Origin of the sequence: Vibrio tetraodonis (assembly GCF_003350295.1) — a bacterium.
Taxonomy (GTDB): Bacteria; Pseudomonadota; Gammaproteobacteria; order Enterobacterales; family Vibrionaceae; genus Vibrio; species Vibrio tetraodonis.
Genome location: NZ_QLYY01000006.1, coordinates 61,098 through 84,989, shown reverse-complemented (window position 1 = coordinate 84,989; position 23,892 = coordinate 61,098). Strand labels below are relative to the sequence as shown.

The 23,892-nt window shown below is 42.4% G+C and carries 16 protein-coding genes; 2 read left to right on the top strand and 14 right to left on the bottom strand.

Going from position 1 to position 23,892, the window contains the following annotated elements; all coding sequences use genetic code 11:
• Positions 1 to 9 precede the first annotated feature (9 nt).
• From oppC to DPF90_RS02590, 9 genes are all read right to left on the bottom strand, one after another.
• On the bottom strand, positions 10 to 912 hold the full coding sequence (gene oppC, locus DPF90_RS02630; RefSeq protein WP_114784416.1) for an oligopeptide ABC transporter permease OppC: 903 nt from the start codon (positions 910 to 912) through the stop codon (positions 10 to 12).
• 16 nt (positions 913 to 928) lie between these two features.
• The gene (gene oppB, locus DPF90_RS02625; RefSeq protein ID WP_114784414.1) at positions 929 to 1,849 is read right to left on the bottom strand and encodes an oligopeptide ABC transporter permease OppB; all 921 of its coding nucleotides are present in this window, start codon (positions 1,847 to 1,849) and stop codon (positions 929 to 931) included.
• A 74-nt stretch (positions 1,850 to 1,923) separates the two neighbouring features.
• Positions 1,924 to 3,558, bottom strand: a complete 1,635-nt coding sequence (locus DPF90_RS02620) for an ABC transporter substrate-binding protein (protein ID WP_114784412.1) — start codon at positions 3,556 to 3,558, stop codon at positions 1,924 to 1,926.
• A gap of 512 nt (positions 3,559 to 4,070) precedes the next feature.
• Positions 4,071 to 5,006, bottom strand: a complete 936-nt coding sequence (locus tag DPF90_RS02615) for an ABC transporter substrate-binding protein (protein WP_114784410.1) — start codon at positions 5,004 to 5,006, stop codon at positions 4,071 to 4,073.
• An 83-nt stretch (positions 5,007 to 5,089) separates the two neighbouring features.
• Positions 5,090 to 6,760 carry a pyridoxal phosphate-dependent decarboxylase family protein gene (locus DPF90_RS02610; RefSeq protein ID WP_114784408.1) on the bottom strand — a complete coding sequence of 557 codons (1,671 nt, stop codon included), beginning with the start codon at positions 6,758 to 6,760 and terminating at the stop codon, positions 5,090 to 5,092.
• 250 nt (positions 6,761 to 7,010) lie between these two features.
• Positions 7,011 to 8,906, bottom strand: coding sequence for a methyl-accepting chemotaxis protein (locus DPF90_RS02605; RefSeq protein WP_114784406.1), 1,896 nt, complete (start codon positions 8,904 to 8,906; stop codon positions 7,011 to 7,013).
• 317 nt (positions 8,907 to 9,223) lie between these two features.
• On the bottom strand, positions 9,224 to 10,738 hold the full coding sequence (locus DPF90_RS02600; RefSeq protein ID WP_114784404.1) for a M20/M25/M40 family metallo-hydrolase: 1,515 nt from the start codon (positions 10,736 to 10,738) through the stop codon (positions 9,224 to 9,226).
• A gap of 158 nt (positions 10,739 to 10,896) precedes the next feature.
• Positions 10,897 to 12,333, bottom strand: coding sequence for a serine protease (locus tag DPF90_RS02595; RefSeq protein ID WP_114784402.1), 1,437 nt, complete (start codon positions 12,331 to 12,333; stop codon positions 10,897 to 10,899).
• A gap of 178 nt (positions 12,334 to 12,511) precedes the next feature.
• Positions 12,512 to 14,395, bottom strand: coding sequence for a methyl-accepting chemotaxis protein (locus DPF90_RS02590; protein ID WP_114784399.1), 1,884 nt, complete (start codon positions 14,393 to 14,395; stop codon positions 12,512 to 12,514).
• A gap of 312 nt (positions 14,396 to 14,707) precedes the next feature.
• Between DPF90_RS02590 and DPF90_RS02585 the strand changes: the two genes are divergently transcribed.
• Positions 14,708 to 15,733, top strand: coding sequence for a lytic polysaccharide monooxygenase (locus DPF90_RS02585; protein ID WP_114784397.1), 1,026 nt, complete (start codon positions 14,708 to 14,710; stop codon positions 15,731 to 15,733).
• A gap of 56 nt (positions 15,734 to 15,789) precedes the next feature.
• On the opposite strand, the gene DPF90_RS02580 is transcribed toward DPF90_RS02585, so the two are convergent.
• From DPF90_RS02580 to DPF90_RS02560, 5 genes are read right to left on the bottom strand one after another with little or no spacing between them, the layout of a single operon-like run.
• Positions 15,790 to 16,494 (bottom strand): ABC transporter ATP-binding protein, encoded by a 705-nt coding sequence (locus DPF90_RS02580; protein WP_114784819.1) that lies wholly within the window; start codon positions 16,492 to 16,494, stop codon positions 15,790 to 15,792.
• 19 nt (positions 16,495 to 16,513) lie between these two features.
• Entirely contained in the window at positions 16,514 to 17,797 is a 1,284-nt protein-coding gene (locus DPF90_RS02575) for an ABC transporter permease (protein WP_114784395.1), read from the bottom strand.
• A 3-nt stretch (positions 17,798 to 17,800) separates the two neighbouring features.
• Positions 17,801 to 19,015: an ABC transporter permease gene (locus DPF90_RS02570; protein WP_114784393.1), complete on the bottom strand. Its 1,215-nt coding sequence runs from the start codon at positions 19,013 to 19,015 to the stop codon at positions 17,801 to 17,803.
• Complete coding sequence (locus DPF90_RS02565; protein ID WP_114784391.1) at positions 19,015 to 20,283, bottom strand: TolC family protein; 1,269 nt, start codon at positions 20,281 to 20,283, stop codon at positions 19,015 to 19,017. Before DPF90_RS02565 ends, DPF90_RS02570 begins: the two co-directional genes overlap by 1 nt.
• Entirely contained in the window at positions 20,276 to 21,409 is a 1,134-nt protein-coding gene (locus DPF90_RS02560; RefSeq protein ID WP_114784389.1) for an efflux RND transporter periplasmic adaptor subunit, read from the bottom strand. The genes DPF90_RS02565 and DPF90_RS02560 overlap by 8 nt, the downstream gene beginning before the upstream one ends.
• A 421-nt stretch (positions 21,410 to 21,830) precedes the next feature.
• Here DPF90_RS02560 and DPF90_RS02555 point away from each other — a divergent pair, with 421 nt between their 5' ends.
• The gene (locus tag DPF90_RS02555; protein WP_114784387.1) at positions 21,831 to 23,876 is read left to right on the top strand and encodes a M4 family metallopeptidase; all 2,046 of its coding nucleotides are present in this window, start codon (positions 21,831 to 21,833) and stop codon (positions 23,874 to 23,876) included.
• The last annotated feature ends 16 nt before the right edge of the window (positions 23,877 to 23,892 follow it).

Sequence of the window (23,892 nt, the reverse complement as noted above, 5' to 3'; positions counted from 1 at the left end):
GCTTTTTAATTATCTGTCTTTTGGATCGAGCGCATCACGCAAACCATCACCAACATAGTTGAAACAAAACAGTGTTACGACCATAAATGCCGCAGGGAATATTAGCTGCCAAATGGCGATTTCCATCGTTTGGGAGCCTTCTTGAAGCAGTGCTCCCCAACTCGTCATTGGTTCCTGTACGCCCAATCCCAAGAAGGATAGGAACGACTCAGTTAAAATCATGCTTGGAATGAGTAAGGTAGAGTAAACCGCAACAATACCAAGTACGTTGGGTACAATATGGCGCGTAATAATTTTCCATTTACTCACACCAGATACATGAGCAGCTTCTATAAACTCTTTGCTACGCAAACTCAAGGTTTGCCCGCGAACAATACGAGCCATATCTAGCCAAGCAATGGCACCTATGGCAACGAAAATTAAAATAATGTTTCGGCCAAAAAAGGTGACTAAAACAATGACCAAAAACATAAATGGCACAGCGTACAAAATCTCTAATATGCGCATCATAACGCGGTCGGTTCTACCACCAATAAAACCTGATGTAGCACCATAAAGAGTACCAATCAATACAGCGACAAATGCGCCCATGACACCGACCATGAGTGATATTCGTCCCCCTATTAAGGTCCTGACATAAAGATCTCGACCCAAACTATCCGTGCCAAACCAATGCTCTGCACTTGGTCCTACATGCATCGCATACCAGTCCGTGTCATCGAAGGTATAAGGCGCTACCATAGGCAAAAAAATAACGGCTAGAGTCATAATAAATAAGATAAGCAGGCTCATCATAGCTGCACGATTTCGCATAAAACGAATACGCGCATCCTGCCAAAGACTGCGACCTTGAATTTCTAGTTCTTCAGAAAATTTCTCTATCGCTTCTAGGTTTTCTTTTTTTGTTAACATACTTCCAACTTCCTTGTTAGTAGCGAATTTTTGGATCTATCATCGCTAGCAAAACATCGACAACCGCATTAAATAAAATGAATAGGAAACCAATTAAAATCGTTATTCCCATCACAAGCGAATAGTCTCGGTTAAAAGCAGCATTGACGAATAGTTTACCAATTCCCGGCAAACCAAATATGGTTTCAATCACCACTGACCCTGTAATAATACCGACAAAAGCAGGCCCCATGTAGGAGACAACTGGGAGAAGCGCAGGTTTCAATGCATGTTTGATGATGATGTATCTATAACTTAAGCCTTTTGCTCTTGCAGTGCGGATGAAGTTACTGTTGAGGGTTTCAATCATAGAACCACGTGTGATACGAGCAAAGGTAGCGATATAGAGAAACGACATGCCCAGAACAGGAAGTACCATATATTGTGCAGCTCCACCATTCCATCCTCCAGCAGGAAACCATCCTAACCAAATAGAGAAGATATAAATGAGCACCGGAGAAAATACAAAAGACGGCAATACAATACCAATCATAGAGGTCGACATAATGGTATAATCGAGCCAAGTGTTCTGTTTGAGCGCTGCCATGGTTCCAATGAAAACTCCCACGATCACGGTAAAGATAAAGGCAACTGTTCCCACTTTAGCCGATACTGGTAATGCATCAGAGACCAGTTCATTAACACTATAATCTTTGTATTTAAAGGAGGGGCCAAAGTCACCTTGAAGAATATTACCTAAATATGTGGTGTATTGCTCAAAAACAGGCTTATCTAAACCGTATTTTTCGTTGATGTTTTGCATTACTTCTGGGGGGAGAGTTTTCTCAGAAGAAAAGGGATTACCGGGCGCAAAACGCATTAGGAAGAATGAAACTGTAATAAGCACTAATAAAGTGGGTATTGCTTCAAGAGCACGGGAAAAAATTAGCTTTAACATAAGACAACTCACATCTAAAAAACCAGTGTGCCAATAACACGCGTTATCAGCACACTGGGTTTGTTACTCAGAAACTATTTTTTGATAAGGTATAGGTCTTTCGAGTAGACATTATCCTGAGGGTTCTTCTCTGGATACCCACCGATTTGAGCACTGACCAAACGTGATTTAACGTATTGGTATATGGGTGCTATTGGCATGTCTTTAGCTAATTGTGCTTCGGCAATTGCGTAAAATTGGTTACGCTCCTCGTCAGTTTTCGCAACAGTTGCAGCATCATTCATCGCTTTATCGTAAATGGCACTTGAATACTTTTGATCGTTTGAGCCATTGTCTGTCATGGCGACACTTAAGAAGGTTGATGCTTCGTTATAGTCCGCACACCAGCCCGCTCGGCGAACATCAAAATCTCCTTGCTTAGAGCTCTCTAAATATGTTTTCCATTCTTGGTTTTCAAGTTTTACATTAACAAACCGACCCAGTGATTTCTTCCACATTGACTGTACTGCAACCGCAATCTTTTTATGGTTATCGTCGGTATTGTATAGCAAAGTAAAATCAAGTGGGTGACCACTATTAAACCCAGCCTCTGTGAGCAACTCCTTTGCTTTAGCCACGCGCTCTTTTTGAGTCATTTGGGCGTACTCTGGCACATCAGGAGAAAAACCTGTAATTCCGCTATGAGTCAACCCATAAGCTGGCTGCTGACCTTGGCCTAAAATAGCTTTAGTCACAATATTTCGATCAATGGTATAAGAAAGGGCTTTTCGTACACGTGCATCGTCAAAAGGAGGACGCTTGTTATTGAAACCGTAGTAATAGGTGCATAGATAAGGTGAAATTGCTACATTTTGTGGGTAGTCTTTAACAAGGCGACGAAACTGTTCATTCGGCAATTCATCTGTCATATGAATTTCGCCAGATAGAAAACGGGTCATTTCTGCATTCTGGCTTTCAATCGGGAGATACGTGACTTGATTAATCACCGTGTCGCTATCATCCCAGTAGTTTTTATTGCGCTCAAGGACAATCTTTTCGTTAACAACCCAGTCTTTAAGTGCGTACGCACCGTTAGACACATAGTTTTCTGGCTTTGTCCAACTATCACCATATTTTTCAACCGTCGCTTTGTGTACGGGATACATAGTGGTATGAGCCAGCATCTTAACTAGATGCGGCAACGGTATTTCCGTTTCTAGGACTAAAGTTTGAGCATCAACCGCTTTTACCCCAAGCTCATCTTTGTCTTTTTTACCTGAGATGACATCCTTGGCATTTTTCATTTTGGTATATTCAATGTACCAAGCATAGGGTGAAGCCGTAGCAGGATCTGCAGCACGTTTGAAACTGTATTCGAAATCGTACGCTGTAACTGGATCGCCATTTGACCACTTCGCATCTTTACGAATTTTAAAAGTAAATGTTTTGTTATCTTCTGTTGTCCAAGATTCAGCCGCGCCAGGGATGGTTTTACCCATATCATCCTGAATAACAAGTCCTTCCATCAAATCACGCAGCACATTGGATTCTGGAACACCTTCGGTTTTATGGGGGTCAAGTGATGCAACTTCTGCACCGTTACCACGTACCAATTCTTGTGTTTTTGCTAGTTCAGTGCCTGGTGTTACATTTGCGGCAAAAGTTGGGGTGGCGGCAAGGGTAATAGTCGCCCCAAGAAGAAGGGCTTGAGTAATCTTATTCTTGTACATGCGTAAACTCCGAATTTTTCAATTTGCATCCATGACGTCTTCGTAAGTCTACTTGTAAGAAATAGTGATTTAGCATTGTTTAGTGTAATAATTAAGCACAAAACACCAAAACCTTACGAAGATTGCAGCACACATTATCAACCCTCGATTCGATTTGCCATAAAAATGTAGCAAAAAACCGCTTAATTCTCCGATCAATGCAACATTTTGAAAAAAATATTACAAAAGATATAAAAGCTGACTCATTACGAGACTTTATTATTTAGACACAAATCACAGCATCAACATGTATAGTAAAATGTCTCTATTTTGGACCAATCGTCCAAATAGAAAACAACAAAGACAACAATATAAAAACATAAAACTCGAAGGGTTGTAACTTTTATATATTTTTGTAAATTAAAATCAGAAGATATAGATATTCAATAACCTTGCTTTCCAAATTACATAAAAGCATGTCAATCGAGTTGAATTCATGTTTCTGGAGGCTCTATGTTGGGGGTTGGTGTATTTTAGCGGCAGTCAATATCTTGTTGAACCTGACGAACGTAATCGTTTCTTTGCACCATCCACTCTTTCGCGGCACTTGGCACATCCAATTTATTTATGTCAACTAACGCCGCCGCGAGAGCAACATCACTATTGGTCAATTGAAATTTTTGCACCGCCTTGTAAGCACAGTGTGAACGCTCTTTAAGCTCAGTAGAGACAGCAATTTTTAACCAACCTCCTTTGGGGTTACCACAATCCCAAGGATATTTGTCATTCATGCCCCATTTCGGATCTTTCTCACACTCTGCACTATAGGGAGGAAATTCGACAAAGCTTCCCGAGTAGGTAGACTCAACCCAATTAGGAGTCCAGTTAAAAATGAGCAGTGGTTTCTTTTGAGAAACATACTGATGTATTTTTTGATTGATTGAGTCGCCATCAGGGAGTACCACGACTCTAAAATTAAGCTGCAAGGCTCTTATTCTCGCGTTATCAGGCTTTTCCCAAGGACCTGTGTAGAAAGTGCCAAATTGCTCCCCTGGTTCCGCGAATATCTCATGACATTGCTCCAGCGCTTTCCAATCAGGTAAACCCGGACAAAGAGCCTCTACATAATCAGGGTACCACCATTCTTCTCTCGTTTTTGCTTTGTGAGTTCCCCCCTCCTCTATAAGCGCCTTATCCAGCAACGATTGGTACTGTGGCCCCATAGACCCTTCCCATACTTCAACCTGAATATCTGCTTTTCCTGTACTCAAATACATCCATTGTGGCGTTGAAGGTATCGCAATAATTTCTGTTTTGACATTTTTCGATTCTAAAATGTCTGCAAGAACATGGGTGAGAACGCGTTGACTTGACCAATCTAGCTCTAATAGTTTGACCGTCTCGGCAAATGTCGAGCAAGAAAAACTCAAGATGGTAACGACCCAACCTAGACGTACATTCTGAATCATAAAAAGCTCCAAGCTCTACCCTATTTATAGAATAGGCTAAAGTCACTTCCTATGGGGGCTAACGTCACCCCTGCTATAAACCATCAGTAAAACAAACGACAGAATTCATCAATGTCAGTTCTTGAGGTATAAGGGTTGAGAAAAACCGCCTTTTCACCCGGTATAGCCAAACAATTACCAGTGTGATTATACTCGGTGTGAGTAATAGAATTTACCCAATTTGTTTTAAGACCTTTTCCTCTTCTATGAGTGAAATGTTGCCGATGATAGCAAGATACTTGGTTAATTTTATCCTCATCAGCCTTATTGGCTTTCAGCCCGATTTCGTTTAAATACACCTCTGATATCGGCCCATTCAGTTCTGGATATAACCGAAAAGCTACCGACGGACCATGATTCGAGGGACACACCACTTTACAGCCATCTATCTTTTCGAGTTGCGCGCGCATGTAATTGGCATTTTGTAACCCATGAGCCAAGATAGTCTGATAACCTTCTTTACCGAGGAATTGTAAAGCTGAATAGGCAGAAAATACTCCAGTTGCTCCTCGGGAACATTCGATCGTTGACTGAAGATATGTTTTACTCTTGAGCTTATCTTCAAAGTAAGAAAAATAGCTTGATTGCTGACGTAATGCCTCAAAATCTTGGCGATCCCTAACCATAAGCAGACTGGATGTATAGGGCGCATATCCCCACTTTTGAAAATCGACCGTAAAGGAATCGGCTTCTTTTAACCCTTTCATCATGCTCTTCAAATACGTCAAGCTCTTTAGCGTGGCAGGATTAATCGCCAAAGGGTTAGTACCAATATCATAATCAAGAAAGAAGAGTAAACTCCATCCCACCGCTGCATCGACATGAATGTGAGGAGCACGGAGAATATGATATTTACGACATAAACGTTCAGTAGTTCGGCGCACCGAGCTAATATCATCGATAGCAAAAGTATCTGTAGTGCCACATGTTAACATTATCGTCGGGACCATAACCCCTTTCTTAAAGCATGCATCCAGTTGGCGCTCGAAGTCATCGAGACAAATTTGGTTGTTTCTATTGATACGAATCCGAGTAACTTGATTGCCAATATCGATTCCCATCAAAGTTAAATTAGTCATGTTTGAGTAATGACCCGATTCAGTATTGAACATACAAAAACTTCTACCCGCAATACCCTCGAATTTAGACGTTGGAAACGTCTTGCGTAATCCAAACAAATAACCGTAAAGGTTACAAAATGTTCCTCCCTGAGTGAACAATCCTCCAGCATGTATTGGATCATAACCAGCAAGAGAAGCTATCTGACGAATGACCATGTTTTCCAACTCAACGGCCATACCCGCGTATTCACTGTAAACTAAATTGGGATTTTTGACTGTGGCTAACATAGCACCGTGTATCGCGGGATCACAGGGTGTTGAAATGACATTTTCAACCGATTTTGGATCCTGCCAATCCTTGCAATGGTGAGCGACGAATAACGCAAGGGGATCAAAAGCATGAATCTGGGCCTGCATTTCATCTGGTATCTCTTCCCGTTGCTTTAATGCCTTACTAAGGTGTAGGGATTTTTCATTAGAAAAAGGACTCTGACCATTAACCAACATTTCAATATCGGGAGAAGAAAACACGGGCCATAGTCGTTTATCGCGACTAAAGAAGCATCGTATCACCTGCTGATATTTATCGATGAAACCTCTGGACAAAGTATTTTCACCTACAGGATTTTTAGGGAATGTAGAAACATAAACCATGCTTACTCTCCTTCTCTCATCGATAATGATCCATTTATCATTTACATACGCAGAGCAAAATAAGTCAGCCGCAGCCAAGCGGCTTAAAAAGCAATGCAATATGAGATTTAGGCCCTAACTTGAGCCATAAGGACTCGGCAACGACTATGCAGAGGCCCCGCCTTCAATAATGTGGGCCACCATCTTCTGGCGCAGAGCACAGTTTGCCGAGCATGTTCTTACCTCAAGAGTTTATCCCTAAGACATAAGATTATTTCAGTTTGAAGTTGGCTACTAACCTTTCAAGTTCATGGTTTGAATCGCCCAAAGACTCTGTGGCTGATACCGTTTGTTGCCCACTACTTACCAGAGAATCGACGATTTCGCGAATGGATAACATGTTACGACTCAACTCTTCTGCAACCGTGCTCTGCTGCTCTGTTGCTGCCGCGATTTGTGTACTGACATCATCAATCTCTTTGACTGAAACTGTCATAACACCCAAGCTTTCTGATACCTCAGAAGTTTTTTCAGCGGTTGACTGACATTGCCCTTTAGTGGCTTCCATTGCACTCACCACGCGATCAGTTCCATCAAGCAATTGGCTCAACATATCCGAGATTTCAGAGGTGCTATTTTGTGTTCTTGCAGCGAGAGCCCTGACTTCATCGGCGACAACGGCAAACCCTCGACCTTGCTCTCCCGCCCTAGCAGCTTCAATGGCTGCATTGAGAGCGAGTAAATTGGTTTGTTCGGAAATCTCACCAATCACAGTGAGTACGTCGCTAATACGATTGGCATCTTTCTTCATACTTCCTATACGACCAGCCATATCCTCAACTTCAGTAACCAAGGTACTCACCGTTGAAACAGCGTTGTTGACAATACTTAATGAAGATTGTGCTTCTGAACTGGCTGCATCAGTGATTTTATTTGACTGTTGAACACTCTCCGCTACTGTTCGCGCACTTTCACTCATTTGAGTGATAGCGGTCACGACTTGTTCCGTTTCGCTCGAATGGTTAAGAAGCTTAGCCTCATTATCTCGCGCAGTATCTCTGAGTTCACTGACATTGGTGGATATATTTTCGCTCGCTTGAGAGATATTGATCATCATGTTTTGTAGGCTTTGTACAAACTCGTTAAACCCCTGACTAATCTGTCCTAAATCATCCCTGCCGGTGACTTCAAGACGCTGAGTAAGATCTCCATTTCCTTCAGAGAGGTCAAGAACCGCTGCTTTGAGTATGAGTAAAGGTTTATATGCATAGTGGATGATAATAAAAATAGCTCCAAAGCTTATAACAAATAACGCAGTCCCCATAACAATCGCTTCACGCTCAGCTTTATCAACTTCAGCGAGCGCTGTTGCCTTATCCACAAACACCATCAAGGTCCAATACATATCATCAGCTAAATTGACCCTTTGAAAATAGCCGTCAAATTGTATGCCGAGGTATGGAAAGCTCAGGTGCCCACTTTGCTGATTGGCGAACATCTGTTCCATCTGAGAGAAATTAGCACTGACCTGTGACGGTGTTTTTCCTATATCATTTGGATCATCACTAGCAAAAAAGACCGCATTCCTATCGGTCAGCGTTGCAGCACCGCCCGCAAAACGCATATTGCTTACCCTATCAATAATTTCTCCAAGTTGAATATCACCGAGAAGCACCCCGACGACAATATCATCTTGTTTTATCGGCATAGTCACACTAACAACCCGGTCTCCTGTCACTTTATCCTGGTATATATCCGTTAGGGCAGCAGATGATGCATTCTTCGCTGCTTTGTACCAACCCCTAGTTCGAAAATCAAAGCGACTGGCGTTTTCAATCGACATATAATTGCGACCATCTTCGTAAGTGACAATCACATTTGCGAAACCTGCACTTTGAGCCAATAAAGTAACTAACTTCTGATTCTCTTCTCTTGTTAACTTCGTACCGAACTGCTCTGCACCTGAAGCAATTGCATCGATGCGAAACTTCATCATCTGCTCAAGTTCGGTAACATGAAAATTAAGCTTGTTTTGAGTTTCACTCACCAATCCAGTGATCATTTTTTCTTTCATGGAGAGTATGTTCAAAGTGCCCAGCACGGTAAGAGATAGAGTGACGAGTAACCCCACCCCGAGATAGATACGAGTTTTAAAACCAATATTCATTACGCTTCCTCACTATATGTACGAGCGAACAAAACAACGTAAGGATGCGATCAGGTCTGTTATTATTTGTAGGCTATTCACTTTTGTTCCGTGAATACTTGAGTCTAAGCTCATAGTCAAACCATCAATACACCCAGCCAACACTATAACCTTAGCTTTATATCACAATTATATGCAATAAATATTATACTGTTTTATTTTTCGCTGTGAGAATAGATAGTTAGGAGAGGTTCAAGTGAAGGAAAACTTACTAATTTGACTAAAAAAACACTTTAATTGGTGGGATGGCACAACCTAAAGCCACCCACACATCAAAACTACCGAGTCGATGCCTCTAATGTCATACCGGAAAATGACGAATAACCATTCAACAACACGTAATATGTCCCTGGAGACGCATTCGTAAAGGTGCAAGTTTCATTATTACCGTATCGATATGGACGACAATCCCAATTTTGCTTGCTGGCTTTAGAACCAAACTTTACATACAGATCCATGTCGCCAGAACCACCAGATGTTTTGATATCTAGGGTTCTAACAGAGTCCAACTCGAAGGTGTAAAAAGTTTCACTTCCTGTAGCGCCTGTTAATCCAGTGACCGGTACACCGTCTTTTAACACCTTATCTGTTGGAGGATTATCACCACTAGCATTACCCATCTCAACTGCATACGCTAAACCCAATTTGGTAAACTTGGTCGCATGGGCCCCTGTAGGGTCTGAGTTCTCAAGAGTATCTCTGTAGGTATGAATATGTCGATTAGAATCACTAAACTTTGATTCAAACGGCATAGCAGCTGAGTAGCCCGCATTATGCCATGAAGCATGGTCCGAACATGCATATCCACAGCGATCATAGCCGTAGCTTAGAGATGGCAAATACTCATCAAGCAAATTGGTAAGTAACTGAGTTAAGCTGCTATCGGTATAATCCGTGATGAAAACAATGTCCTGTGCAGAGCCTTTGTGGTTAGTCATGTCTAGCTGCAATACAGATACCACATTTTTGCCTTGCGAACGATAGGTATTAGCAATATCTTGCGAGCCCCTTAAACCGACTTCTTCAGCCGCATAAGCCATAAATGCCATAGAACGCTTTGGAGCAAAATTATTTTCTGACAATACTCGTATAATCTCAGTGACACTAGCGATACCCGATGCATCGTCATCTGCACCTGGCGCAATTGAGTTTTCATTGGTTCTTGGGCCAATGGTAGAATCTAGATGGCCTCCCATGACCACCCACTCATCCGGATATTCTGTTCCCTCAATAGTTAAAATTACCGATTTCTGGTTATATCCACGGTGAGAGAACTGAATTACATTCGAATTTGCAAGTCCTGACGTTAAGGTTCTCCATTCATTCGCAATCCAATCAGATGCTTGCGCACCAGATGTGGTGGTGTAAAACCTATTGTTAAAGCTCATCAAAGAGCGAATGGTTTGGGTAATTTCAGCCGAGCTTACCTGCGAAAGCCAAGGTAAGACAAGCGCCTGTTGAGATAAGGTTGGGATGGTAAAGCTATCCATAGTTACAGGCATAGCGCTTGCCAACATCGCACTTTGTAGTGATGGGTGAACCATGTAACCACCACAACGATGGTGCTCTTCATGCATATCATGCGATAGACCCGCTAACTGAGTTTCATCCAGTTGCCCCACCCAAGCATGACCATTATTAGCCAAAGAGGCGGGCAATACAGATGTTGCTCCAACTGCTGTAATGGTCTCCGCTGCATCTGAACCTATAGATACCCATACTTTATCTGCCGAGATTGCGCACATCGAGGTAAAAGAAAGTGCTATCCCCAAGCACGTTTTTGAGTATTTCATTATCGCCTCCACGGGACTTTAGAAAACATTCAAAACTTAGGATAATTATTTATATTTTGAGAATTATTCCATTTACAGCAGGGTGTTAGCTAAAATTGTCACATTTATATCATTAGACAAATAAAAAAAGGGTGCCAAAGCACCCCCTAACCATTAATCTATTTTTTAGAGACCGAAAGTGTCACTCCAGAGAAACCGCTGTATGCTCGAAGCATCACGTAAAGGTCTTCGCCCGCATTCACAGCGTCACAAGACTCCGTGCTTCCCGAGCGATACGGTCTGCAGTCATAGGTACTGGTTGTTGGTGGTTGTCCTGTTCGTACATACAAGTCCGCATCCCCTGTGCCAGAAGCGATCGAAACTGTTACATCAGACGTCCGATTTGCCGCACGAAGAACAAACATTTTTTCTTCACCCATAGTCATTGAAAGGTTTGAAAGTGGCGTATCCAAACTTAGTTCAGTAGCACCGTCACCTGGAGGCTGTCCCACAGAACCGTCAGGTAAAACACCGTTAAAATAACTGGAAACTTTCGGCCAAATCTTACTGATTTTCACACCTTGGTTCTCACATCCACCGAAGTGATGCAGCGCGATCGCCTTGTTGTTCGCCGTTGTTAATACTGGTGATCCCGAAGAGCCCCCGATGGTGTCACAAAAGTAACCCGTATCTGTATTGGAACCACGCCCATTCGCGGAGGCCAGATCGATTTGACACATTCCTGAGCCATTTTTATCACTCTCAATTGAAAGCTCTTTAGGGTTACCTGCACCATGCTGAGGAATATAAATACCATCACCATAAACGGGCTCAGATGCATCTAGCCCAAGATAACCAAACGAAGATATTTTAGCGAAATCGTCGACAGTAAATAAGGTGTAATCTAAGGTATAATCTGTGCTGAGTATTTCATTACCCATTACTTTGACGGTTGTTGCCATAGAACCATTACAGCTGGTTCGCTGGTAGTTAAACCAAACTTCAGTATTTTTTAGTTCAGACGCACTTTCCACACAATGGTTATTGGTGAACATATGATTATTTGGTCCAACACGCCAAGCTGTACATAGACTTCTACCGTTGATCAATAAACGCGCTACAGGCGTACTCCAAGCAACTTTATCTGGGTGGGAATCTTCCCAACAAGCAACATCACGACGTTCGTTGACACCACAAGTTGACTCTTCCCCTATGACTTCCCGGCCTGCCATATAATGGTCCAATTCAAATCGCCCATACTCTCCATTCGAATTTGCAACTAACTCGATAGTCAAGGATTCGCCTGAAATCGATTGAGCGTACCAGTTACTTTGACTTATATCGTACTCAACCATTTCTCCTGTTGTGGGAGATTGGATTCTTATAGATGTACCTTTGGGTAAAATAAGCTCCTTGAAGTGGAGCTTTACAAATGTAGCCCCCTTATGTTCGATCAGTTGAGTCGATTTAAACCCATCTACCGCTTTAAGCTCAGCCTGTGTTAAAGAGTATTTAATCTCATCTGCGATGACAGGTAAGCTTGTGTCTGCGACTCCAAATGTAGGTGTAGATAAAAACGTCAAAGCCAACGCGACGCTGCATAAGTTCATCTTCATCGATAAGTCCTTTTTTTGGTTTATTTTTATATTCCCAAATTCAAACTTATGCTCTAAAAAACATTACGCAACAAATTTTATATTCTAAATTTTGTAAACCTTCATATACAGTCAACTTATCAGCCATGAATAAAAAGGCACTCAGAGAGTGCCTTGATTGATTAAAATATATTTGAAATCAGAGCTTAAAGGTTGACACTTTTGTCATCAATTCACCTGATAGCTCCCTAACCGAGCCCGCTTCTTGTGAACTTTCCTGAGCGCTATTAACTAATTGATCGGAAACTTCTTTAATAAGTGTGACATTCTGCGTTATCTCATTAGTAACATGAGTTTGCTGTTCTGCGGCAGTCGCGATTTGAGTTGCCATATCGCTGATGTTTTTCACTGAATTGTTAATCTCTTCAAGAGCAACACTCGCTTTGTCAGCATCTTCAACAGAATGTGTAGCGAGTTTAGAGCTATTCTCCATCAATTTTACAGCATTAGAGGTTGTTGCCTGCAGTGTGTCAATCGTCGCTTTAATTTCCTCGGTCGAATCATGAGTTCGTTGGGAGAGTACGCGCACTTCATCAGCAACAACAGCGAAGCCTCGCCCTTGCTCCCCAGCCCTCGCCGCCTCAATCGCAGCGTTGAGCGCAAGCAAATTGGTCTGCTCGGCAATCCCTTGAATGGTGGCTAATACAGTGGATATCTCTTGGGAATGACGATTGAGTTCTCCAACAACATTACTTGCTTCGTCTAACTCTTCAGCTAGACGATGAATAGAGTTCTTGTTCTCCAGTACCACTGTTCTACCATTTTCAGTGTTCTTTGCAGAATCTTGAGCTGACTGTGCGGTCTGCTCTGCATGAGAAGCAATCTCTGCTGTCGCCGAGGCCATTTGAGTCACAGCAGTCGCTACCATGGTAATCTCTTCTTGCTGTTGGTTAATCTCGTCGACATTTCTGTTTGCCCGCTGGTTGCTAATGTCTGACTGTTTAGTTAGGTGATCAGATTGCTCACGAATATGTCCGATCAAGTTCTGCATGCTACCAACGAACGTATTGAAGTTGTTGGCAAGTTGGCCTACCTCATCATTACTATAGATATCGAGCCTTTGGGTAAGATCACCACTACCATGAGCAATCTGCTCCAATGCATGAGACACCCTTGTCAACGGCCTAAATAGTATTCCACACAGCATGTTAAAGAGGAAAGTACACACAATAACGACCAATATTGTGACGAAAACCTGACCCCACATCGCGCCATACAAAGGGGATACCAGCGATTGACGATTAAGCACTGTCACCGTGATTAATGAGGTTCCTTTTACTTGAGAAGCATAGACGACGCTCAATTCTCCATTAACCTCAGTGTATATATCGTTACCTGAGTTCATCGCACGCTTAATATCATCAAAGCTCAAGCCGAGCTGCTCAACTGATTGGTTAAGTAGCTTAGTATTGCTGTGTGTAAATACGTTGCCTTGTTCATTGGCAATAAACATATAACCTTCGCCAGGTAATATAACTTTATTCAGGCCCGAGATGATATCGGTAATTTCTACATCAGCACCGAGAACTACTTTACCGCCACCAAGGGTCACTACGCCACCTAGAGAAACGACATTTGCTCCCGTAGCTGCGGCAACGGTAGGGTTGTCCATAAAGACCCTGTCAGGCGCCTTCATCGCATTGATATACCAACCCCATTTGCGAGGATCATCGTTACCTGGTGGCAAAACGACACCATTAGCATTTTTTTGTGAGCCGTCTGGGAAGGCAAGGAATACATTATCAAGACCAGCAGAGTTTTTAACCTGCTTGAGGTTACTGACAATAGAATCCATGTTCGCGTCTGGCGTGATTGATGTAAGCGCTCGTTCCTTTGATTCTATCCAGTCAGAAACGTATTGATTATAGGAAGCTGTAGAACTTTCTAACCGTTGTGTGACTTCAATATCTAGCCTTTGCAGAGAAGCCCTAAAGGATACAAGTTCTACCAGCATCCCCCCTACAATAATGGCCGCACTTGCAGACATCGCTAATTTTTTCTTTAACGACAAGTTTTTAAACATAACACTACCTTAATTAGCTGCTTTTAACCTGCACACCTATTAAGCTTTAGCTGTTAGTCTAATCAATTGCAATGAGCGGCAATTGTTTAACGTCTTTATCCGATAAGATAATTTGAATTTGAAGTGACTCGAGTCTGATTGAATATTTCAACAAACATTTCCATATCTCTGAGTACAGGCTTCCAAATTAGCAGAGTAAAAAGATATTAATTGAGTTTTACCGAGATAATCGTGGCGTTACTGCTAGGTTGAGATCGTTGAGTACACATATATTGTGCTTTCAGGCAATAATAATATTTGCAAGGAGATATTATGAAACCCTGCACAACGACCTATCTTACTATTACAAGCCTATTGACCTTCTGTTCGTTAACCGTACGCGCCCATGGCTGGGTAGAATATCCGAACGCTCGACAAAATATTTGTTACCTTGATGGGGGCTTTTGGGAGGACAGCATCCCAAACGCAGCATGCCAAGCTGCATTCGATCAATCCGGAGCTTTTCAGTTTGTCCAACGTAACGAAATTGCGATTAACGTCAGTCAATATTGGGATATAGAACAGGTAAAAACATCAATACCAGATGCAAATTTGTGTAGTGCAGGTGACCCTGCCAAATCAGGACTCAATATCACATCACCCGACTGGCAAAAGACGCCGATAACACTTGATCCAAACCATCAATTCAAACTCATATTTCATGCAACGGCCCCTCATAATCCCTCATATTGGGAGTTCTACCTGAGTAAACCCGAGTATGACACTACCTACCCACTAACATGGTCAGATTTGGAATTAGTCGATACAGCGGGAAATATTGCCGTCGATTCAAACCGCAATTATGAAATCACCATTACCCTGCCACCGAATAGAAGTGGGGACGCTATTCTGTTTACCCGATGGCAACGTGAAGATCCGGCAGGAGAAGGCTTTTATAACTGCAGTGATATTTCGTTTACCTCTAATAAGAGCAGTCCTGAACCAAATTCACTGGCTAATGAGCTAGATGATACGCTCTCCGTGCTCAGCTACTTCATTCCCTCTAACTTCGGCCCTGCAGAAGTTGGAGACACAATACGTTTACGTATATTCAATTTAGAAGGCCAAGAACAACACGATATCTCTCTAGTTATTACCGACCAACATATTCAGTACAGCACTTGGCCAGCAGAACTTGCTGCCAAGTTTAATAGTCGTAACAATCGAGAGTGGTATATCGGCATTTGGCACAAAGGAATGAATCATTATATGTTTGATTCTCATAACTTATATGCTAATCAGGTTCATGGCCCATCCGCCAAGTTTAACTATCAACTATCTCTGATTAAAAGCCGATAGTCTTGCAAGCGTTGATGACATGCGCCGATTCATCAGATGAATCAGCGCATGTTGATTTATATTTCCACGGCAACAGGTTTTCTATCAGACACAAGTTTACCGTCTTTAATAGTGATAACACGTTTGGTACGCTCGGCTAGGGAGTTATCATGAGTCACTATAATCAAAGTCCGGCCCTGTGAATGTAATTGATTGAATAAGGCTTCGATTTCTGCGCCAGACTTTGAATCCAGAGCACCCGTAGGTTCATCAGCCAATATAATTTGCGGGTCGTTAACTAGGGCTCGAGCAATTGCCACCCTCTGTTTCTGGCCACCAGACAATTGGTTTGGCTTATGCTCCATACGATCGCCCAAACCTACCTGCTTAAGTAGCTCACTAGCACGACGCTTACGCTCCTTAGCTGAGATACCTGAATAGACCAGGGGAAGAGCAACATTATCTAACGCCGTCGCGTATTCGAGAAGATTAAAGCTTTGAAATACAAAACCCACTTTCTGGTTACGAATTTCCGCCAACTGGTTACTCGTCAAGGAAGCAACATTTTGACCATCAAGCTGGTAACTTCCTTGGGTAGGTTTATCCAAGCAACCCAAAATGTTCATCAATGTCGACTTACCTGAACCTGATGGTCCTAATATGGATAAAAACTCTCCTTGAGCAATAGTTAGACTTACTTCGTCCAAAGCTCTAACTTCCGTATCTCCACTGGAATAGTATTTACATATACCATTGAGTTTAACCAGTAAATTTTCAGCCATATCTGTATTACTCTCTGAGTTATTCACTCTGCAAGGCCTCCATTGGCGTGACTTTAGCTGCTCTGTTGGCCGGTAACCAAGCCGACAAAACACCTGTTACGACCAAAGTGCAAACCACAATGGCTACAACTAACCAAGACAGTTGCGGGATTGGATTACCAAGATGTTCGTAAAGCATGTTGCCTTCGAGATCAATCGCGGCAATAGTCCATACGAGTAAATAAGTGGTGATGAGCCCGAGCCCTCCTCCAGTCAACATAGTGGCCAACGACTGAACTAAGTAGTGCAAGCGAATTGCGGTCGGCGTTGCTCCTACAGCCATACGTACACCGATATCTCGCGTAGAACGTTTTACTGTTGCATACATAACATTAGCGATTCCTACCCCAGCTACCGCCAGAGTAACAAATCCAATAATGCCTAAAAAGCTCTGCAGACCCACAAGAAACTGACGCATGCTTTTTTGGTCAAGGAACCTATCTTCCACCTGAACAATCTGTCTGTCTTCGACGCTTGCGCCATGCTTACGAGCCAAAACTTGACGTATAGTATCTGCAAGCCTGATGCGATCGGCCCATTGATGGGGCTCAACATTGATTGCAGAAATATCACCGCCAAGGTGATAACGCTTCCACGTTTCAAGAGGGACAAAACTTGAATAGTCGATAGGGTAACCCTGCTCTATATCAGCACTATTTTTTTTCAAAACCCCAATTACTGTAAATTCCTCATCACCAATTTTAACTTTTTTACCCACTGGGTTTACTTCGAGCGTCACAGTATCAAACCAGCTTTCGCTCTCTTCTGAGTTAAAAAATTCGGCAGCTACTGTATACCCTAGTACAACCACTTTACGCTGCTCTCGCTGATCAATAACATTAAACCAGCGGCCACCGTTAAGAAGTTTAAGATTGGTCATGGACTGAAATTCATTGCTAACAGCCAAAGGCTGACGCCATGTATATTTATCCCCAACGGTTATATCCTCTTCCCACATTGCAGTTGGTGCTACTGATTTTACCTCTGGGAGAGACTTCACAATCTCGGAGTCATCGAGTTTTAGCTCCAAAGGCTTGCCCATATAAAAACGGCCAAAGTCAATAGTAGCAATGCCTCCCGTCAGATAGATGAGGTTGCCATTACCATTTTGCGCGGTTTTCATTACACCAAGGCGGATCCCTTCACCCACAGCCAGCATGCCTGCAATACATAAGGTTGCCCACGCAACCGCTAGAACCGTCAAAGCAAATCGAATCTTCTCTGACGCCATTTCTTGAAAAATTTGTCTTATTGGCAGCAACATGATTTAAGCCTTTGCACTTAAAGCAACAACAGGGGTCAAACGCGATGCACGTCTTGCTGGAAAATAAGAGGCAAGAAACGCAAGACAAAAAGTCACTAGCAAAGCAACTATAATTGCCTGTGGAGTAACAGCAGGGTCACCTATCCATTCTGGTAGGGTCACCATAGACAAGATTCCTACTAAGCCCAGCGAAAGCCCAAGTCCTACCGTGGTTCCTATGGCTACAAGAATTAGCCCTTCAAAAATAAATTGACTGAGAATAATGTTTGGGGTCGCCCCCACTGCAAGTCGAACACCAATTTCTCTTGTCCTCTCTGTTACAGACAAAAACAGAATATTTGCAACACCAAGCGCTCCTACCGCCATGGTCATCACACCACTGGCAGCAAGAAATATCTGAATGCCCCTCAAGATATTGATGATTACATCAGAACTATCACTCATATCTAAAAACGACAAGGCGTCTCGGTCCATTGGATCAAAATGGAGTCGCTGGGCATAAAATGCGATGATATTTTTCCTAAAATAAGTCGTTTCTGCATCATAAGCAGACTTGGCTAAGATCATCCAAATTTTATCATTCCATAGGTCACGGTAAGTGGTTTGAGGGATGAAGACTCTCCGACTGTCACCAAATGAAATACCACTGCTTTCATCATCCAAAATACCAATCACCCGAAAAGGAATCCCATTGACTTTCACATCATCACCGACACTCAATCCACCCATTTGCGCAAGCTGATCACCAATAATTGCTACTCTGGTGTGATTTTTAATGTCACTTGGAGAAATATTCCTAGATCCCAACCTGAGTTTACGTTTCATTAAAGGGAAGTAAGCCGAGTCAACACCTCCAACACCTGTTGCAAGTTGCTGTCCCATCATACTAGACACGTTAGCATCCCATTTTGCATAAACCGCAGCAGCATCGGCAACAAAATCAGCGTGTTTAAGCTGGTCCACATTGTCTTGTGATAAGCTAATTTCTCGTCGCGTTGGCATTCCTTGCCACGGTTTACTCGTTCTTGAAGGGAAAATGATTTGAGTATCATTGATCATAAAGGCAAATGACTGACTCTGCTTGCGGTAAAAGCCCTCACCTAACGCCATTAAAGTAACAACTGATATCATACCCCAAGAAATAGCCACCACTGCCAAGATACTCTTAGTACGATGAGCCATTATGGTCACCCATGTTTGTAACAATAAGGTTTTCATTAATGAAAGGCCTGTGAAATGGTCAGAATCGTTCCATCATCAAGCTGACCAGATGTATGTAACAGATCAATTCTTTCTTGCCAGTAGTTGTATAGGTTCGTCTCCAAACCAACCTTGGCCTCATATAAGCGATTGTGAGCGTCAATCACATCAGAGGCTTCAGATTTACCAGCGTCATAAAGAGTCTGCTTACTTTTGAGCACTCTAGCATTAGAATCAACCAGAGAACTCGCCATCAATACACGCTCCCAATTAATGCTTACTTGGTTGTATTGCTGCCTAATTCTTTTCTCAATATCGATTTCTATCTTACGCTTGTATTGCTTTGCTTTCAGTACATTAAGTGATGCCGCCTCGACTTTGGCTTTCGTCGAGCCGTTGAGGTCAATGGGAAGATTCAAGGTTAGCCCAGCGTTAAATTCTCCATCTGAATTGGTATCATCATCGCGATAACCCAAATTACCAGAGACGGTAGGATAATAGCCGCCTCGGGCTGATTGGCGAGCAAACTCGCTTGCTTTCACACTTTGTGTCGCTGCCAACAATTCTGGACTCTTGTCCATGGATAACTTCATCCATTGAGATTCAGATTTAACCAACATCTTCGGCTCTACAAGAGAGTCCGTCTTAATCTGTTCTACATGTTCTGGAGTTTGATTAACAAGAGCAGCCAACTGCGCTATCTGAGAATTTAGTTTAGCTTTCTCTTCAAGAATCCTTGATTTTTCGGCGATCTGAGTCGCTTTTATCTCTTCAACGTCTACTGACGTCACTTTACCAGCGCGATAACGCTTCTCTATTATTTTGAGAAGTTTATGGCCCTCGGCAAACTTCTTTTCCGCCAATAATAATTGACTTTGAGCACTGGCAACATTTAAATAAGCTGCGAGTACCTTTTGTGCCAAATCACCTTGTGCTTTCGCCAATTCAAGCTCGATTTTGAGATAGTTGGCCTGTGCTTGATCAAGGTTTGACCACAAGCTGCTATCCCAAATTTTTTGAGATAACTCCAGATTATATGAGTTGGTATTATCGCTATCTTGGTTCCAATTCGATGAAGCATTGGCATCAAGTGATGGAAGTAAAGCACTGCGGTTTACTGAAACATCCGTTTCCCCAATTTGGAGATCTATCTGAGCCATTTCATAATCAGGATCATGTTTTTTTGCCAGTTCCCACGCTTGATCCATGGTTAAAGAAAAGCAGGAAGCGCTTGACGTAATCGCCAAAAACAAACTCGTTATGCTAAAAAGACGTTGACTAGCCATGATCGCTTCCCATCATACTATTATCAATGACTTCTTCTCCCAAACTCACACCTTCAAGCACTTCGACCTTGATGCCATCCGATAAACCCAACACCACTTCCTGTTGATGAAAACCTTGTTCTGAATTATCTGCAATCAAAACATTGAGTTTAGAACCTTCAAATTTCAACGCTCGTTCAGGTAGCGTTAAGACATCTTGAGACTTTTTAAGTGTGATTTTCGCCGTCGATGAAAAGCCTGATCGCAAAGTCACATTGTCTGGAATGTTGAGTTGACCAACTTCTATTTCAAAGCCATTGTCAAAACTCTTTGTAGTGTCCGTATTATCTGGCGAGTTGAGTTTTTCAGATTGAATAGCAACCTTAGTAATAACACCCTTAATTTCTATATCGGGATAAGGTGCGACCGATAAAGAAACCGGCATTCCTGTAATCAGCTGAGCCGCATCATGTTCACTGACACTGCCTTTGAATATCATGCTATTCATATCAGCCAGAGACATAATTTCTGTCGCAGCTTGACTGGACTCTGTCGATATAATCGGCTCCCCAACCTCAACTTTACGATTCAAAACCGTGCCACTTATTGGTGCCAAAATGGTAGAGGTCAAATGTTCATCACCAATTAAAGCTTCACCACTTTGAATTAACGCTAGATTTTGCCGTTTTTGTAATACCGTCGCATTGGCAGATTTCACTTGGGAACGAGCGCTTACATACTCATCATAATTACTCGGAATAACACCTTGTTTTAGCAACTCAGCCAAATTTGACAGCTTTTGTTTGGCGGATTCCAACTCCGCCTCACTGAGCATCAACTCAGTAGACGCGTCCGTGAGTGCCTTAGGCGTAGGATTCGGACTGACTTTGACCAAAGGTTGGCCTCGTTGAACGTCTTGTCCTACTTGAGCGTATATTTCGCCAACAATTCCTTCGATGGGAGATTTAATCGAAATGGCATGTGATGGCACTATCTTACCCACTGCCATTGCCTGTTTTTCAATCGTTCCTTTTTCCACATTTAAGATAGGAAATGGATCTGTACTACTTGAAGAATGTAAATAGACCCAGACACCACTGCCTATAAATACAATGCATGCAGTTGATATCAGCCAAGATTTAGCCATGCGTTTGTTCCATTAATTATTTGTGTAGCACTGTGACTACTTAGTTATAAGTTCCACCATGATAACCGTTAACGCGTTGCATAGGCATAGTAATGAATTTTTTTTACATAGTTTTAACGTGACCGAATTTTTAAGACCCAGCAATCGGCATCAGAATTCATCCATTATTTTACTGCCTGTGTTATACAAAATCCTCAGAATAAAATAAAAAATAACAATAAGTTAAAGAATTATTAATAGTCAGATTAAAATTATAAATATCTATCTTAGAACCAAGATCTCATTCGAAATAATAATAAGTTAAACATTTTGAACCAATCGCCCATATAAAATTAATTGCAGTTATTTTTGTTGAAAATGAACACTACTCTGGAAGCGCAATTTTTACCCCAACTAACTGAAATAATTACAAAGGTGAAGTATGCGTAATGTTCATTTACTTCTCTTGCTACCAATAACATTTGGCTCGCAAGCGGCAAACATAGTTGATCACTCGCGGATCGACCTCTCTCATATACTTAATCAGACAGCGTCTAAGAATTATTCACCCTCTAGCCAACCGCTGGCATATCGAGAAATTAATCATGTACAAGCAGGAAGCAACACTCTACTGCGCAAGCAGCAATTACATTTTGGTGTTCCGGTATACGGTCAGTCTATTGTTGCGCAAGTTTCCAATCAGGGTGATATAACCCCTCTTGATGGACAAGTTCTCACAGGTATTAGCTCAGACATTGGCTCTACCATGCCTATGTTTAACGCCGACCAAGCCATAGACCTTGTAAAAGGCGCCAATACAGGCTTTGCATCTCGCCCGATTGGTGAGCCAAGGGCCAATCTAATGATCTGGCAAGACAAGCAACAAGTGGCTCATCTTGTATATAAAGTTGATCTTGTTGAAATGAAAGGCATGTCGCCATCAAGACCAATTACATTAGTCGATGCCAAAAATGGGGAGATTCTTGATCAATGGGAAGGAATCGCATTTATCGAAGCAGAGGGCCCTGGCGGTAACCAAAAAAGCGGTAAATATTATTTCAGTCCCACGACACATTATGGTGGTTTTGAAGTGAATCAGTACTGTCAAATGGACAGCCAAAACGTCAAAACTATTGATATGAAGAATCAACAGTATGGTGGACAAGTACATCAATTTAGCTGTAATACGAACAGTAACCGAGCAGTCAATGGGGCGTATGCTCCGATGAATGATGCTCAGTACTTTGGGCAACGTGTGTTTGATATGTATATGGATTGGCTAAACACTAAACCATTACAACAACAGCTAACCATGCGTGTGCATTACGGAACAAACTATGGCAACGCATTTTGGGATGGACGGCAAATGACATTTGGTGATGGCAACCAGTCCATGTATCCGCTTGCGACATGGGATGTCATTGCTCACGAAGTCAGCCATGGTTTTACCGAGCAGAACTCTGGCCTTGAGTATAGGGGTATGTCTGGAGGTATGAATGAGTCTTTCTCTGATGTTTCTGCCGCCGCACTTAGCCAATACGTAAATGGAAGTTTTAATTGGAAAATAGGTGAGCACGTAATGAAGTATTCCGATGCGATGCGATACTTCATTCAACCGAGCAAAGATGGCAGCTCCATCGATCATGTCAACCAATATTATAACGGAATTGATGTCCATAATAGCTCGGGTATCTTCAACAAAGCTTTCTATCACCTAGCAACGAGTTCTGGTTGGGACATCAAAAAAGCTTTCATTGCCTACGCAACCGCTAACCAATTATACTGGCGAGCAAACTCTAACTTTCAGCAAGGTGCAGAGGGAGTCTGTAAAGCAGCTGAAAAACTTGGCTATGAAAGCTCAGCAGTTCACAGCGCTTTTGCACAAGTCGGAGTTCAAGTAACAAATTGTACTTCAACCCAACCAAACCCCAATCCCAAACCAACGCCTACTCCAGGTATAAGTGAATTGGAAATCAATGTACCTACACCTGTCGACGCCAATGGTAATGACGAGCAACACTTTGTGTTGAAAAATGCGCCAAGTCAGGATATTTGGGTTCAAACCTATAATGGTTACGGTAACGTTGACATGTATGTTGCGATTAATCGACCTGCCTCTCTAGCAGACAATGATTGTGCATCCACAAACGCTGACAATGGTGAATATTGTGGCTTTAGTGGAGTCGGCCAAGCCGATGTATATATTATGGTTACAGGCGCAACGGGCTCATCGGATGCTTACGTGGGTGTCAGTGCTTATTTAGACGAGCAAGAACCAACTCCGCAACCACAGCCACAACCGCAGGATCTTTGTTCTGCACTCAATGAGTGGTCAGCCAATGACTATTATCCGCAAGGTACTCAAATCCAATATTATGGCAATAGGTTTACCGCCACCCAAGATAGCTGGGGATTAGACCCATACAGCTACTCAGATCCATATGGCCATTATTGGTATTGGGTACTTGAAGGGAGTTGTTATCAGTAAACATAAAAAATGGAGC